This is a genomic window from Noviherbaspirillum massiliense JC206 (assembly GCF_000312045.1).
Classification (GTDB): Bacteria; Pseudomonadota; Gammaproteobacteria; order Burkholderiales; family Burkholderiaceae_D; genus Noviherbaspirillum; species Noviherbaspirillum massiliense.
Genome location: NZ_HE978634.1, coordinates 2163035 through 2175754, shown reverse-complemented (window position 1 = coordinate 2175754; position 12720 = coordinate 2163035). Strand labels below are relative to the sequence as shown.

The 12720-nt window shown below is 59.9% G+C and carries 14 protein-coding genes; 7 read left to right on the top strand and 7 right to left on the bottom strand.

The window, feature by feature from the left end; translation table 11 throughout:
- Window positions 1-22: 22 nt before the first annotated feature.
- The 3 genes from lptF to HGHM_RS10685 are packed head-to-tail and all read left to right on the top strand — an operon-like array spanning window position 23 to window position 2671.
- Window positions 23-1162, top strand: a complete 1140-nt coding sequence (lptF, locus tag HGHM_RS10695) for an LPS export ABC transporter permease LptF (RefSeq protein ID WP_019141522.1) — start codon at window positions 23-25, stop codon at window positions 1160-1162.
- Window positions 1159-2286, top strand: a complete 1128-nt coding sequence (lptG, locus tag HGHM_RS10690) for an LPS export ABC transporter permease LptG (protein WP_019141521.1) — start codon at window positions 1159-1161, stop codon at window positions 2284-2286. The genes lptF and lptG overlap by 4 nt, the downstream gene beginning before the upstream one ends.
- A gap of 7 nt (window positions 2287-2293) precedes the next feature.
- On the top strand, window positions 2294-2671 hold the full coding sequence (locus tag HGHM_RS10685; RefSeq protein ID WP_034348488.1) for a sirohydrochlorin chelatase: 378 nt from the start codon (window positions 2294-2296) through the stop codon (window positions 2669-2671).
- A gap of 16 nt (window positions 2672-2687) precedes the next feature.
- Here the strand turns inward: HGHM_RS10685 and cobA are convergent, their stop codons facing one another.
- Genes cobA through HGHM_RS10650 form a run of 7 tightly spaced genes read right to left on the bottom strand, consistent with a single transcriptional unit; the run spans window position 2688 to window position 9455 of the window.
- Window positions 2688-3458 carry a uroporphyrinogen-III C-methyltransferase gene (gene cobA, locus HGHM_RS10680; protein ID WP_019141519.1) on the bottom strand — a complete coding sequence of 257 codons (771 nt, stop codon included), beginning with the start codon at window positions 3456-3458 and terminating at the stop codon, window positions 2688-2690.
- A 15-nt stretch (window positions 3459-3473) separates the two neighbouring features.
- Complete coding sequence (locus tag HGHM_RS10675) at window positions 3474-4799, bottom strand: sulfate adenylyltransferase subunit 1 (protein WP_019141518.1); 1326 nt, start codon at window positions 4797-4799, stop codon at window positions 3474-3476.
- Window positions 4799-5734 (bottom strand): sulfate adenylyltransferase subunit CysD, encoded by a 936-nt coding sequence (gene cysD / locus HGHM_RS10670; protein ID WP_019141517.1) that lies wholly within the window; start codon window positions 5732-5734, stop codon window positions 4799-4801. Before cysD ends, HGHM_RS10675 begins: the two co-directional genes overlap by 1 nt.
- Before the next feature lie 5 nt (window positions 5735-5739).
- Window positions 5740-6453, bottom strand: a complete 714-nt coding sequence (locus tag HGHM_RS10665) for a phosphoadenylyl-sulfate reductase (RefSeq protein ID WP_019141516.1) — start codon at window positions 6451-6453, stop codon at window positions 5740-5742.
- A 4-nt stretch (window positions 6454-6457) separates the two neighbouring features.
- Entirely contained in the window at window positions 6458-6985 is a 528-nt protein-coding gene (locus HGHM_RS10660; RefSeq protein WP_019141515.1) for a DUF934 domain-containing protein, read from the bottom strand.
- Window positions 6978-8672: a nitrite/sulfite reductase gene (locus HGHM_RS10655; protein WP_019141514.1), complete on the bottom strand. Its 1695-nt coding sequence runs from the start codon at window positions 8670-8672 to the stop codon at window positions 6978-6980. The genes HGHM_RS10660 and HGHM_RS10655 overlap by 8 nt, the downstream gene beginning before the upstream one ends.
- Before the next feature lie 9 nt (window positions 8673-8681).
- Entirely contained in the window at window positions 8682-9455 is a 774-nt protein-coding gene (locus HGHM_RS10650) for a sulfite exporter TauE/SafE family protein (protein ID WP_026075916.1), read from the bottom strand.
- A gap of 129 nt (window positions 9456-9584) precedes the next feature.
- Between HGHM_RS10650 and HGHM_RS10645 the strand changes: the two genes are divergently transcribed.
- The 4 genes from HGHM_RS10645 (at window position 9585) to sugE (ending at window position 12681) form a co-directional block, all read left to right on the top strand.
- Window positions 9585-10526, top strand: coding sequence for a CysB family HTH-type transcriptional regulator (locus HGHM_RS10645; RefSeq protein ID WP_019141512.1), 942 nt, complete (start codon window positions 9585-9587; stop codon window positions 10524-10526).
- 37 nt (window positions 10527-10563) lie between these two features.
- Window positions 10564-11577, top strand: coding sequence for a fumarylacetoacetate hydrolase family protein (locus HGHM_RS10640; RefSeq protein ID WP_019141511.1), 1014 nt, complete (start codon window positions 10564-10566; stop codon window positions 11575-11577).
- Window positions 11578-11699: 122 nt separating this feature from the next.
- Window positions 11700-12263, top strand: a complete 564-nt coding sequence (locus HGHM_RS10635) for a VOC family protein (RefSeq protein WP_019141510.1) — start codon at window positions 11700-11702, stop codon at window positions 12261-12263.
- A gap of 100 nt (window positions 12264-12363) precedes the next feature.
- A complete protein-coding gene (gene sugE / locus HGHM_RS10630; RefSeq protein WP_019141509.1) occupies window positions 12364-12681 on the top strand; it encodes a quaternary ammonium compound efflux SMR transporter SugE in 318 nt (105 codons plus the stop codon).
- Window positions 12682-12720 lie beyond the last annotated feature (39 nt).

Below are 12720 nucleotides of genomic sequence, written 5' to 3'. Positions count from 1 at the left end.
CTATATGCAATTATAGCCTTCAATGATTTTTCGGCGCGCTCTCCGACGCGAACTGGTAAGTACCGCCGGCGCTGTCTTCACCACGCTTTTCACCATTGTCATCACAGTGATGCTGATCCGCATTCTCGGCCAGGCCGCGGGTGGACGAGTCGCATCCCAGGACGTGGTTGCCTTGATCGGCTTTGCCGCGCTTAACTATTTGCCCATCATCTTGATTCTTACCGGATTCATTTCGGTCCTGCTTGTTGTTACCCGCAGTTATCAGGATTCCGAGATGGTTGTTTGGTTCGCTTCCGGGCTCAGTTTAGCGCAATGGATACGGCCAGTATTGTCCTTCGGCATGCCCATTGTGGCGCTTACCGCCTTGCTCAGCTTCGTCGCCACGCCGTGGGCAAACCGGCAAAGCGCCGAATTCCGGGAACGCTTTGAAAAGCGCGGCGACATTGCCAAGGTCGCCCCGGGCAAGTTCCAGGAATCCGCATCGGCCGAACGCATCTTCTTCGTCGAAGGCATTTCCGAGGATGGCACCAAAGTGAAGAACATCTTCGTCAATACCATGAACAACGGGCGCAACAGCATCGTCGTGGCGCAGGAAGGCACGGTCTCGCTCGATGAACATGGCGACAAGTTTCTGGTCATGAGCAGGGGGCGCCGCTATGACGGCATCAGCACGCAATCGGATTTCCGGGTGATGGAGTTCGAGCGTTACGGCGTCCTGGTTGCGCCGCAATCGGCAGCCGTGGCCGGTGATAAATCCGCGCGCTCGCAGCCTACATCCGTTCTGTTGCAAGACAGGACCAACTACAACATGGGTGAATTGTTGTGGCGCATCGCGCTGCCTCTGATGGGAGTGTTCCTGATGCTGCTCGCGATTCCCCTGAGTTTCGTGAATCCGCGCGGCGGCCGTTCCGGTAACCTGATCATTGCAATATTGCTGTTCGTGGTGTACAGCAATATGGTTAGCGTATTCCAGACCATGGTGGTGCAGGGCCGGGTCTCCTTTGGAATGGGATGGTGGCCGATCCACCTGGTGGCCATACTGGCGGTTTCCCTGCTGTTCGCATGGCGGCTTACGATCAACAGTCCCTATCATCCTTCGAGGATGTGGGCGGCGTTCAAGCGGACAGTGGCAACGAACAAGGCGGAGTTGCAATCGCAATGAAAGTCTTGCAGCGATATATTTCCGCCCAGCTCTTCAGCTCCGTCGTATTCGTGCTGCTGGCCTTCCTGGCGCTGTTCGCGTTTTTCGAACTGATTGGGGAATTGCCAAGGGTGGGCCGCGGCGGTTATCAGTTGCATCATGCATTCCTGTATGTGCTGCTGGGCTTTCCGGGTTACATCTACGAGCTGATGCCGACGGCTGCCCTGATCGGGACGATTTTCGCGCTGTCCCAGCTGGCGGCCCGTTCCGAATTCACGATCATGCGCGCATCCGGCATGTCGCCCAGGATGGCGGGCTGGATCCTGGCGCAAGTGGGTATCGTGCTCATGGTGATCACTTTCCTGTTTGGCGAAATCGTCGCTCCCGCAAGCAGCGAAATGGCGGAAAAGCTGAAGCTGCGAGTGCAAGGTGCCGCAGTATCGCAGCAGTTCCGCTCGGGTTTGTGGACGAAGGATGTGATCAGGCAGAACGGAATGACCGGCAAAGCCATCGGCTCGCGTTTCGTGAATGTGCGCGAGGTGAGGCCGGACGGCCAGCTGCGCGGCATCCGTCTTTACGAGTTCGACCCCGAATTCCGCCTGACGAAGATCGTTTCGGCCGATACTGCCAATTATGCGGGCGAGCATACCTGGCGCCTGGCTAACGTGTCGGAAACCAGCTTTTCCGGCAGTACGCAAAACATATCGACTGCGGTTTCGACCACCACGGCGCCCAACCGCAACCTGATTTCCGAAATCACGCCCGACATCCTGTCGGTGCTGTTTGCCGATCCCGACCGCATGTCGGCCAAGGATCTTTCTTCCTATGTCCGGTATCTCACCGAAAACAAGCAGAATGCCGAGCGCTACAAGATCGCCTTCTGGAAGAAGGTGGTTTATCCGCTGGCAATATTGGTAATGATGGCGCTCGCGCTGCCATTTGCCTATCTGCATTTCCGCACTGGCGGCGTGAGTCTGAAGATTTTTATCGGCATCATGATTGGCGTGAGCTTCCAACTGATCAACAGCCTGTTCTCGCACCTGGGGCTGTTGAATACCTGGCCGCCGGCAGCCACGGCGATGCTGCCGAGCGCGATGTTCCTGCTGGCGGCGATCGCCACGCTGTGGCGGATGCAGAGGCGGTGAGGCAGGCATGACAAGGCGCGCGATGATCCTGTTTGCGCATGGCGCGCGCGACCCGAGGTGGGCCACGCCGTTCCGGCGCTTGCAGCAAATTGTCCAGGCTCAGGCGCCGGATGTTCCGATTGAACTGGCGTTCCTGGAGATGATGCCGCCCGAGCTGGCGAGTGTCGTGCTGCAATTGCAGCAGGCGGGATGTGACGACATCATGATCGTGCCGGTATTTTTCGGGCAGGGCGGCCATGTCTTGCGCGACTTGCCGCTCATGATCAGCCAGCTGCAGAAGCAGTATCCCGGGCTGAATATCCGGGCTGCAGAAGCGGTCGGCGAAAGCCCGGACGTATTGAATGCGATCGCCCGCTATTGTCTGGGCACCCTGGACAATCAATAAGCCGCGCGGCTTATTTTCATTTCTCTTCCTGCATGGCCAGCGTGGCAGCGTGTTCCGCATAGGTGCGGGCAGCGAAGGCTTCCCCGATCATCACCAGCACCGGTCCATGGCAATGCGACAAGCCCTGTTCCAGCTCATCCAGCCGCAAGCGCAGAATGCGCTCGTCGGGACGGCTGCAATTTTCGACAACGATGACCGGCAGGCGTGGCGAGCGTCCCTGTGACAGGAGCTTGCGTGCGGTGGCAACTGCTTCCTTGCCGCCCATGTACTGGACCAGGGTATCGCAATCCGGCAGGGTGCTTTGCTCCGGATGGCCGGGGGCGACGCTGGACGTGAAGAAGGCAACACTGCGCGCCACGCCACGCTTGGTCAAGGGCTGTTTGGTGGAAGCTGCCGCCGCCAGTGCGGTGGTAATCCCGGGAATGACTTCGACCTCGATGCCTGCTGCCTCGAGCGCGCGCAACTCCTCGTCGGCCCGTCCGAACAGCATGGGGTCGCCGCCTTTCAGACGCACTACCAGCCGGTACTCCCTTGCGCATTCAACGAGGCGCTGGTTGATGGTCGCCTGCGCTGTGGAGCGCTGGCCGGAACGCTTGCCGACGGAAATCCTGACCGCTTGCGGGCACAGTTGCAATACCTCTTCCGTGACCAGGGCGTCATGCAGGACGACTTCGGCCTGTGCAAGTATGCGGGCGCCGCGCACTGTGATCAGGTCCGCGGCGCCAGGACCGGCACCCAGCAGATACACCTTGCCGGTGCTGTTCCGGCCACTCGGGGGTGAGGACATGAAGCCGTATGCCCTTCAGGCAAGCCTGATCATTCCCGCCGCGACCGTCTGGTGCGTCACTTCATCGATCAGGATGAAGGCGCCGGTCGAGCGGATGGCATCGTAGTCATCTGCCGCGAGCGGCTGCTGCACATTGATCGACACGCTGGCGATGTCGTTGAGGTTCAGGGATTCCGCGGGACGCCGTTCCTGGGTATTGATGTCGAGCAGGGTGTCGATCTTTGTCACGCGTGCGGCAACCTGCTTGGTCGTATGCTTCAGCCAGTACTTGCGCCGCACGTCCAGCGCCTCTTCCGACAGCCAGCAGATGTCGGCGTTGACGGTCTTCACCAGGCTCGCCAGACTGTCGGCAGCGGCCAGCATGTCGCCGCGAGAAATGTCGACATACTCCTCCAGCAGGACGGTGACGGATTGGCCAACGCTTGCCGTTTCCAGCGAGCCGTCCAGGGTTACGATGTCCTTTACCGTTACCGACTGTCCGCCCGGCTGCACCACCAGCTTGTCGCCCTTGCTGACCTTGCCTGCCTCGACACGTCCCATGTAGCCGCGGAAGTCGTTCGCTTCATGTCCGTTGTGGCGCGCCACCAGCTGCACCGGGAAGCGGAACGGCTGTTCATGCGACTCGTCGTATACGCTCAGTGATTCCAGCAGCTCGATCAGCGTCGGCCCCTTGTACCACGGCATTCTGTCGCTCGCGACGACCACATTGTCGCCGGCCAGTGCCGACAGCGGGATGGGATGGACGTCCTGCAGGCCAAGCTGCTGCGCGAATTGGCGGTAGGCGCCGATGATGCGCTCGTACACGGCCTCGTCGTAGTCGACCAGGTCCATCTTGTTGACGGCGACGATCACATGCTCGATGCGCAGCAGATGGGCAATGGTCGAGTGGCGCTTGGTCTGGGTCAGCAGCTCGACGCCGCCGTCTTCGCCCATCTTCACCTTGGAGACGTCGATCAGGATGATGACGGCATCGGCGGTGGAAGCGCCGGTGACCATGTTGCGGGTGTACTGCTCATGGCCGGGCGTGTCGGCAATGATGAACTTGCGCTTGGGCGTGGCGAAATAGCGGTAGGCGACATCGATCGTGATGCCTTGCTCGCGTTCCGCTTCCAGGCCGTCGGTCAGCAGCGACAGGTCGACGGTGTCGCCGACGGTGCGCTTGTGCTTGGCACGCGAAATCGCGTCCAGCTGGTCGGCGAAAATCCCCTTGCTGTCGAACAGCAGGCGCCCGATGAGCGTGCTCTTGCCGTCATCGACCGAGCCGGCAGTGATGAAGCGCAGCAGGCCGCGCTCCTGGGCAACGGGGTTCGACAAAGTTTTTTCTGAAAGCACTGCGTTCATCAGAAATATCCTTCCTTCTTGCGTTTTTCCATCGAGGCTTCCGATGTCTGGTCATCCATGCGGGTAGCGCCGCGCTCGGTAATCTGGGTCACCGCGGTTTCGGCGATGATGGCATCGACGGTCGCGGCATCCGAGGCTACCGGGCAGGTACAGGAAATGTCGCCGACGGTGCGGAAGCGCACCGTGCGGGTTTCGACCGCTTCGCCCGGCCTTGGCGGCGTCAGTTCGGTCAGCGGCACCAGCAGGCCGTTGCGCGGGATGACCTGCCGCTCGTGCGCAAAATAAATCGGGGGCAGCGCCAGCCTTTCGCGCGCAATGTATTGCCAGACGTCGAGCTCGGTCCAGTTCGAGATCGGGAAGACCCGCATGTTCTCGCCTGGGTGCACACGGGTGTTATAAAGGTCCCACAGCTCCGGGCGCTGCGCCTTCGGGTTCCACTGGCCGAATTCGTCGCGGAAGGAAAAGATGCGTTCCTTGGCGCGTGCCTTTTCCTCGTCACGGCGTGCGCCGCCGATGCAGGCGTCGAACTTGAATTCGTCGATGGTTTCCAGCAGGGTCACGGCCTGGGCTGCATTGCGCGAATCGGTTTGCGGATTGCGCAGGCGGACCGTGCCGCGCTTGATCGAATCTTCCACCGAGCGCACGATCAGCTGTTCACCCAGCTCTTTGGCACGGCGGTCGCGAAACTCGATCACTTCCGGGAAGTTGTGTCCGGTATCGATATGCACCAGAGGGAAGGGGAAGCGGCCGGGGCGGAAGGCTTTTTCCGCGATGCGCAGCAAGACTACCGAGTCCTTGCCGCCGGAGAACAGCAATGCCGGGTTGGAGCATTCCGCGGCAACCTCGCGCATGATGTGGATGGCTTCCGACTCCAGCCAATCAAGATGACGATTGCTCGCGGCATCCAGGAAAATTTTTTCGACAGGGGTATTCATGTTGATTACGCTACTGATTTGATTCTGACGAGCTTGCCGTCGACGACATGCAGGCCGCATTCTTTCGTATCCGGGTTTTCCCACCACCAGCGTCCGGCGCGGATGTCCTCGCCCGGCTGGATGGCGCGGGTACAGGGCTCGCAGCCGATCGATGGGTAGCCTTTGTCATGCAGAGGGTTGTACGGCACATCGTTGCTGCGGATGTAATGCCATACGTCCTGTTCCGACCAGTCCGCGAGCGGATTGAACTTCACCATTCCGTGCGCCTCGTCGTTCTCCTGCACTTGCAGCGTGGCACGGGTAGTCGACTGGGCGCGGCGCTGGCCTGTCACCCATGCCTTGTTGCCGGCCAGTGCGCGCTTCAGCGGTTCCACCTTGCGGATGCGGCAGCATTCCTTGCGCATGTCGACGCTGTCATAGAATGCGTTCAGGCCATGGCCCCGCACGTAGGCATCAACCGCCGCCTGTTCGGGTTTGTACAGCCTCACTTCGTAGCCGTACGTTTCCCTGATCCGGTCGAGCACGCCAAGGGTCTCCCTGTGCAGTCGTCCGGTTTCCAGGCTGAAGACTCCGATCGGCAGGCCGGCGCGCAGGATCATGTCGGTCAGAACCATGTCTTCCGCAGCCAGGCTGGAGGCGAACACGGCCGGCGTGAAATCGCTGGCGATCCTGTTCAGCGTATCCCGGGTGGTTGCCACCAGAGCATCGAAAGCATTCATCGTGTCATTCCTGCGTGGCCTTCTGCCCGCGCTCGGCACGGCGGTACAGCGGCATTTTCTGGTCCCAGGCAGCCTGGTAGGCTTCCGAGAAATCGAACAAGCCCTTCAATGCTTCATGAATGCTGCGGTCTTCACGGGTGGCAAATGCATTGAAGCCGACACGCTGCATGTAAAACATCTGGTCACGCAGCACGTCGCCGATTGCGCGCAGTTCGCCGGTATAGCCCAGGCGTGCGCGCAGGTTGTAGGCGATCGAGTAACCGCGTCCGTCGGCGAATTTCGGGAAATCCACGGCGATGACCGGCAGCTTCGCAACATCTTCCTTCAGCACTTCCGGGCGTTCATGGCTGGCAATCCAGACGCCGATGTCGCCGCGTTGTTGCAGCTTCGTACGCTGCGCTTCCCATACGGCCAGCGGCACGATGGTCTTGCCGGCCGGGACGGCGACCGCTTCCGGTGCTGCGCCTTCTTCCAGGCGCAGCACAATCCAGTCGTCATTGACGATGGCTTTGTCTTTGATGATTTCACGCATAAGCGCCTTCTCCTACCAGTTCGCCGTCCTCGATCGGTGTCGCGTAGACATGCTGCTTGAACGGCTCCATGCCGATGCGGCGCACGGTTTCGATGAAACGCTCGCCTTCATGACGGTTTTGTACATAGACCTGCAACAGCCTGTCGATCACTTCCGGCATCTGTTTGGCCGAGAATGAAGGGCCGATGATCTTCCCGAGCGAGCTGTCATTACCCTGAGCTCCGCCGATCGACACCTGGTACCACTCGGAGCCATCCTTGTCGACGCCGAGAATGCCGATGTTGCCGATATGGTGATGGCCGCAGGCATTGATGCAGCCTGACATGTTCAGCTCGATTTCGCCGATGTCATGCTGGAAATCGATATCCTCGAAGCGCTGCGCGATGGCGGCTGCGATCGGGATCGACTTGGCATTGGCCAGCGAGCAGAAATCGCCACCGGGGCAGCAGATGATGTCGGTAATGAGACCGATGTTCGGCGTCGCCAGTTGATGCGCCTTGGCCTGCTGCCATACGGTGAACAGATCCGATTGCTTCACGTCGGCCAGGACCAGATTCTGCTCGTGCGTCACGCGCACTTCGCCGAAGCTGTAGCGATCTGCCAGGTCGGCCACGAAGTCCATCTGCTCGGCGGTCGCGTCGCCCGGCGGCACGCCCGGCTTCTTCAGCGACAGCACGACGGCAGCGTAACCCGGGACCTTGTGCGGCTTGACGTTGCGCTTCATCCAGTTGTCGAACGCCTTGCTTTCGGTTCTTTGCTGCTTGAGCAGGGCATCTTCGTTGGCCAGCCTTTCGTATGCTGGCGGCGCAAAGTAGGCGGCAACGCGCTGGAACTCCTCTTCCGTGAGGGTGCCCGGGCCATCCTTCAGGTCGGCCCATTCTTCTTCCACCATGCGCGCGAATTCCTCGACGCCGGTTGCCTTCAGCAGGATCTTGATGCGTGCCTTGAACTTGTTGTCGCGCCGGCCGTACTGGTTGTAGACGCGCAGGATGGCTTCGATATAGGTCAGCAGGTGCTGCCAGGGCAGAAACTCGCGGATGAAGCTGCCGAGGATGGGCGTGCGCCCCAGTCCGCCGCCGACCAGCACCCGGTAGCCGATTTCGCCCTGTTCATTCTTCACGATCTGAATGCCGATGTCGTGCATCATGATGGCGGCACGGTCTTCCGCGGCGGCATTGAAGGCGATCTTGAACTTGCGCGGCAGGTAGGCGAATTCCGGGTGGAAGGTGCTCCACTGGCGCACCAGCTCGGCATACGGCCGCGGGTCGACGATCTCGTCTGCAGCCACGCCGGCGAACTCGTCGGCGGTGGTGTTGCGCACGTCGTTGCCCGAAGTCTGGATCGAGTGCATTTCCACCGAGGCGAGATGCGCGTAGATGTCCGGCGCTTCTTCCAGCTTGATCCAGTTGAACTGGATGTTCTGGCGGGTGGTGAAATGGCCGTAGCCACGGTCATAGGTGCGAGCAATGTAGCCCAGCTTGCGCAGTTGCGTCGACGACAGCAGGCCATAGGGAATCGCGATGCGGTACATGTAGGCGTGGCGCTGCATGTACAGCCCGTTCTGCAGACGCAGGGGAAGGAATTCTTCCTCGGTCAGTTCGTTCGCCAGGCGGCGGCGGACCTGGTCCCGGAACTGGGCGATGCGTTCCTTGAGAATCAGGTGGTCGTATTGGTCGTAGCGATACATCTTCCGTCCTTAAAAAACTAATTTCGCGGCGACACCCGTCAGCGTCGTCGCCAACAGGCCTCGCAAGATCTTTTCCGGTACAGCGCGGGCGGCCAGCGAGCCGATGATGATGCCCGGTACCGATCCCAGGAGCAGGGTAGCCAGCAGTGTCCAGTCAATCGAGCCCAGCCACCAGTGGCCAGCTGCAGCGATGGCGGTCAGCGGAACTGCATAGGCGATATCGGTGCCGGCAATCTCGGCGGGCGACAGGCGCGGGTAGAGCAGTACCAGCAGGGTGGCGCCAATGGCACCGGCGCCGATCGAGGAAATGGTCACCAGCGTGCCGAGCAATGCACCGACAGCGATGGTGGCAATGGTAAGTTTGCGTCCTTGCAACTGCCTTCCCGGATGGGCATTCACCCATGCCAGCAGCTGGCTACGGAACAGGAGGGCAGTCACGGTCAGCAGGACCGAAGTCGCGATTGCATAACGGATGAACTGGCCGATTTCCTCGTTCAGCGTTCCGAAGTGCCGGATGGCGAAGGTGGCGAGCACAGCCGCGGGCAGGGCGCCGACGCAGAGACGCCCGACGATCGGCCAACGGACATTGCCGCCGAATTTATGCGCGAAAGTGCCGGAAACCTTGGTAACGGATGCAAAGGCGAGGTCGGTGCCGACGGCCACCGATGGCGAGACGCCAAACAGCAGAGTCAGCAGCGGCGTCATGAGGGAGCCGCCGCCCACGCCGGTCAGTCCGACCAGCATGCCTACTGCAAAACCTGAAACAACATAAGAAACAGTCATGTTACCTCGCACAAAGTAGCATGAATCGTAATAAACTAATTCATTATTCCAAACTACATAGAATTTATTTGCTTATATGCTCCCCGATTATGAAAACTGGGCGAGCAAGGATATAGGAGCAAGGGGAATATGAACCTGCATCAACTTCGTTTCGTGCGCGAGGCCGTCCGGCAAAACTTCAACCTGACCGAGGCAGCCAAGGCGCTTTACACTTCGCAGCCTGGCGTTTCCAAGGCAATCATCGAACTGGAGGAGGAGCTTGGCATCGACATCTTCACGCGGCACGGAAAACGTATCCGCGGCTTGACCGAGCCGGGCAGGGCGGTCCTGAAATCCGTCGAGCTGATCATGCAGGAAATCGATGGACTCAAGCAGATCGGAAAGGAATTCGCGGCTCAGGACAGTGGCAGTTTTACTATCGCGACCACCCATACACAGGCACGCTATGCCCTGCCCAAGGTCGTGCATGCCTTCACCCAGAAATATCCGAAAGTGAGGCTGTCATTATTGCAAGGCAATCCCAGGCAGGTGGCCGACATGGTTCTGAAGGACCAGGCCGACCTCGCCTTGGCAACCGAATCCATTGCCGATATCGATGGACTGATTTCCCTGCCCTGCTACCAGTGGGAACATGTGGTCGTGGTGCCGCCCGAGCATCCCTTGCTGAAATCCAAGAGCGTGACGCTGGAGGAAATCGCCGCTTACCCGCTAATTACCTATGACAGTGCCTTTACCGGCAGGGCCAAGATTGACCACGCCTTTTCGGTCAGGCATCTGAAGCCGGATGTCCTGCTGGAAGCTATCGATGCCGATGTGATCAAGACTTATGTAGAGCTTGGCCTAGGCGTGGGCATCATTGCCGGCATGGCCTTCGATTCCGAGCGCGACAAGGGTTTGCGGGCAATTCCAGTGGGACATTTGTTTGGCACGAATGTATCCAGGGTTGCGCTGAAGCAGGGCGGATACCTGCGCAGTTATGTATACAGTTTCATTGAATTGCTGTCGCCGACTCTGAACCGCAAACTGGTCGAACAGATCATGAGCGGCGAGCGAGAGTCCTACGAGCTCTGACGATCCGTATTTCGGATCAATTGCGTGAGGGAACTGCATGAAACTTGCCACCCTTAAAGATGGTACCCGCGATGGCCAACTGGCCGTCGTGGCACGCGACCTGAAGACCGCCCATATTGCCGATGGCATCGCTCCGACCCTGCAGCGTGCGCTGGATGACTGGAATTTCATGGCGCCGCAGCTTCAGGCACTGTATGACCAGTTGAACGACGGCAAGGCCGCGCGGCCCTTCGCCTTCGATCCGAAGCGCTGCATGGCGCCTTTGCCACGGGCGTTCCAGTGGGCCGACGGCTCCGCCTACGTCAACCATGTCGAGCTGGTACGCAAGGCGCGCAATGCCGAGATGCCGGAATCCTTCTGGCATGAGCCGTTGATGTACCAGGGCGGCTCCGACGATTTTCTGGGGCCCTGTGACGACGTCCTGGTGGGTTCGGAAGAATGGGGCATCGATTTCGAAGGCGAAGTCGCCGTCATCACGGATGACGTGCCGATGGGTACCCGGCCGGAACAGGTTGCCACGCATATCAAGCTGCTGATGCTGGTCAATGATGTTTCCCTGCGCAACCTGATTCCAGCCGAACTCGCGAAAGGCTTCGGCTTTTTCCAGTCCAAGCCGGCATCCAGCTTTTCGCCGGTGGCCGTCACGCCGGATGAGCTCGGGTCGGCTTGGCAGGACGGCAAGGTACACCTGCCGCTGCGCGCCACATGGAATGGCACGCTGGTCGGACAGCCGAATGCGGGCGTCGACATGGTATTCAGCTTTCCGCAGCTGATTGCCCATCTGGCGAAAACCCGCAATGCGCGTGCCGGCACGATCGTCGGTTCCGGCACGGTGTCCAACAAGGACGCTGCCAAGGGGTATACCTGTATCGCGGAAAAGCGCTGCCTGGAAATGATTGAACATGGCGAAGCGAAGACGCCGTTCATGAAGTTTGGCGATACCATCCGCATCGAAATGCTGGACGCCCAAGGCAAGTCGATTTTCGGGGCGATCGAGCAGCGCGTCGCGCAATATGCAGCGGACAGGACTGCGCACAAATCCGCTCCATGAACTGCCCCTGATTTAGATGGTCCTTCCGATATGAATGACTGTACCGAAGGGCCGGGTTTCCACGGGATGACGCTTTCTTCTCATGGAAAGCGCCCGGACATGCCGAATCGCAGGAGGTCTCCATGAATACGCTTGCCAGCACCGCCATCGGCCAGGCTGCCGCCCTGGCTGCAGTTCCCATCCATGGCTTGCACCATTTCGCCTATCGCTGCCGCGATGCGGAAGAAACCCGGCATTTCTATGAAGATATTCTCGGTTTGCCGCTGTTTCACTTCATCCGTTCCGATATCGTGCCCTCGACCGGCGAATATTGCCCCTACGTCCACATCTTCTTCCGCATGACTGACGGTTCCTGCCTCGCGTTTTTCGATCTCGGCGATAATGTCGCGCCTGCGCCCTCGGGAAACACGCCGGCCTGGGTCAACCACATTGCCCTGCGCGTCGACACCGTGGAGCAGCTGGAAACGATGAAGGCGCGACTGCAGTCGCATGGCATCGAAGTGCTGGGCGTGACCGACCATCGGGTGTTCAAGTCCATCTACTTTTTCGACCCGAACGGCATCCGGCTGGAGTTGTGCGCGCAGCTCGCTTCCAATTCCCAGATGTTCAGCGAACAGAAGGGCATCCATGACAAAGTCGCCGCCTGGTCGAAGGAAAAAGCGGCACGGCTGGCGGACAAGGAATAAGGCGGCATTCCTGTTGCGGGAGCGTGCCCCTTGTCGGGGAGGGGACGACCCCTTCCTGCATCGATAACCGGGGACGGCCCCGCTTCACAGGAGTTGTTGCATGACTTGGGTAGTGCTTTTCATTGCCGGTCTGTTCGAGATCGGCTGGGCAATCGGATTGAAATACACCAACGGATTTACCAGGCTGTGGCCATCGCTCGCCACCGGTGTTTCCATGGTGGCGAGCGTAGTCTTGTTGAGCCTTGCGATGCGCAGCCTGCCGGTGGGTACGGCTTATGCTGTCTGGACCGGCATCGGCGCAGTCGGCACGGTGATATTGGGAATCATGCTGTTCAACGAGCCGGCCACGGCCGGGCGGATCCTGTGCGTCTGCCTGATCATCGGCGGCATCGTCGGACTCAAGCTCACCAATCCCTGATCGGGCCTCGCGCACGGACGGATGCACCGTCCGTGCGCG

Coding starts and splice junctions, on each gene's coding strand:
- cobA (WP_019141519.1), bottom strand. CDS start 3,458: ATGTCCTCACCCCCGAGTGGCCGGAACAGCACCGGCAAGGTGTATCTG.
- HGHM_RS10665 (WP_019141516.1), bottom strand. CDS start 6,453: ATGAATGCTTTCGATGCTCTGGTGGCAACCACCCGGGATACGCTGAAC.
- HGHM_RS10660 (WP_019141515.1), bottom strand. CDS start 6,985: ATGCGTGAAATCATCAAAGACAAAGCCATCGTCAATGACGACTGGATT.
- HGHM_RS10635 (WP_019141510.1), top strand. CDS start 11,700: ATGAATACGCTTGCCAGCACCGCCATCGGCCAGGCTGCCGCCCTGGCT.
- cysD (WP_019141517.1), bottom strand. CDS start 5,734: ATGAATACCCCTGTCGAAAAAATTTTCCTGGATGCCGCGAGCAATCGT.
- HGHM_RS10650 (WP_026075916.1), bottom strand. CDS start 9,455: ATGACTGTTTCTTATGTTGTTTCAGGTTTTGCAGTAGGCATGCTGGTC.
- HGHM_RS10645 (WP_019141512.1), top strand. CDS start 9,585: ATGAACCTGCATCAACTTCGTTTCGTGCGCGAGGCCGTCCGGCAAAAC.
- sugE (WP_019141509.1), top strand. CDS start 12,364: ATGACTTGGGTAGTGCTTTTCATTGCCGGTCTGTTCGAGATCGGCTGG.
- lptF (WP_019141522.1), top strand. CDS start 23: ATGATTTTTCGGCGCGCTCTCCGACGCGAACTGGTAAGTACCGCCGGC.
- lptG (WP_019141521.1), top strand. CDS start 1,159: ATGAAAGTCTTGCAGCGATATATTTCCGCCCAGCTCTTCAGCTCCGTC.
- HGHM_RS10640 (WP_019141511.1), top strand. CDS start 10,564: ATGAAACTTGCCACCCTTAAAGATGGTACCCGCGATGGCCAACTGGCC.
- HGHM_RS10685 (WP_034348488.1), top strand. CDS start 2,294: ATGACAAGGCGCGCGATGATCCTGTTTGCGCATGGCGCGCGCGACCCG.
- HGHM_RS10675 (WP_019141518.1), bottom strand. CDS start 4,799: ATGAACGCAGTGCTTTCAGAAAAAACTTTGTCGAACCCCGTTGCCCAG.
- HGHM_RS10655 (WP_019141514.1), bottom strand. CDS start 8,672: ATGTATCGCTACGACCAATACGACCACCTGATTCTCAAGGAACGCATC.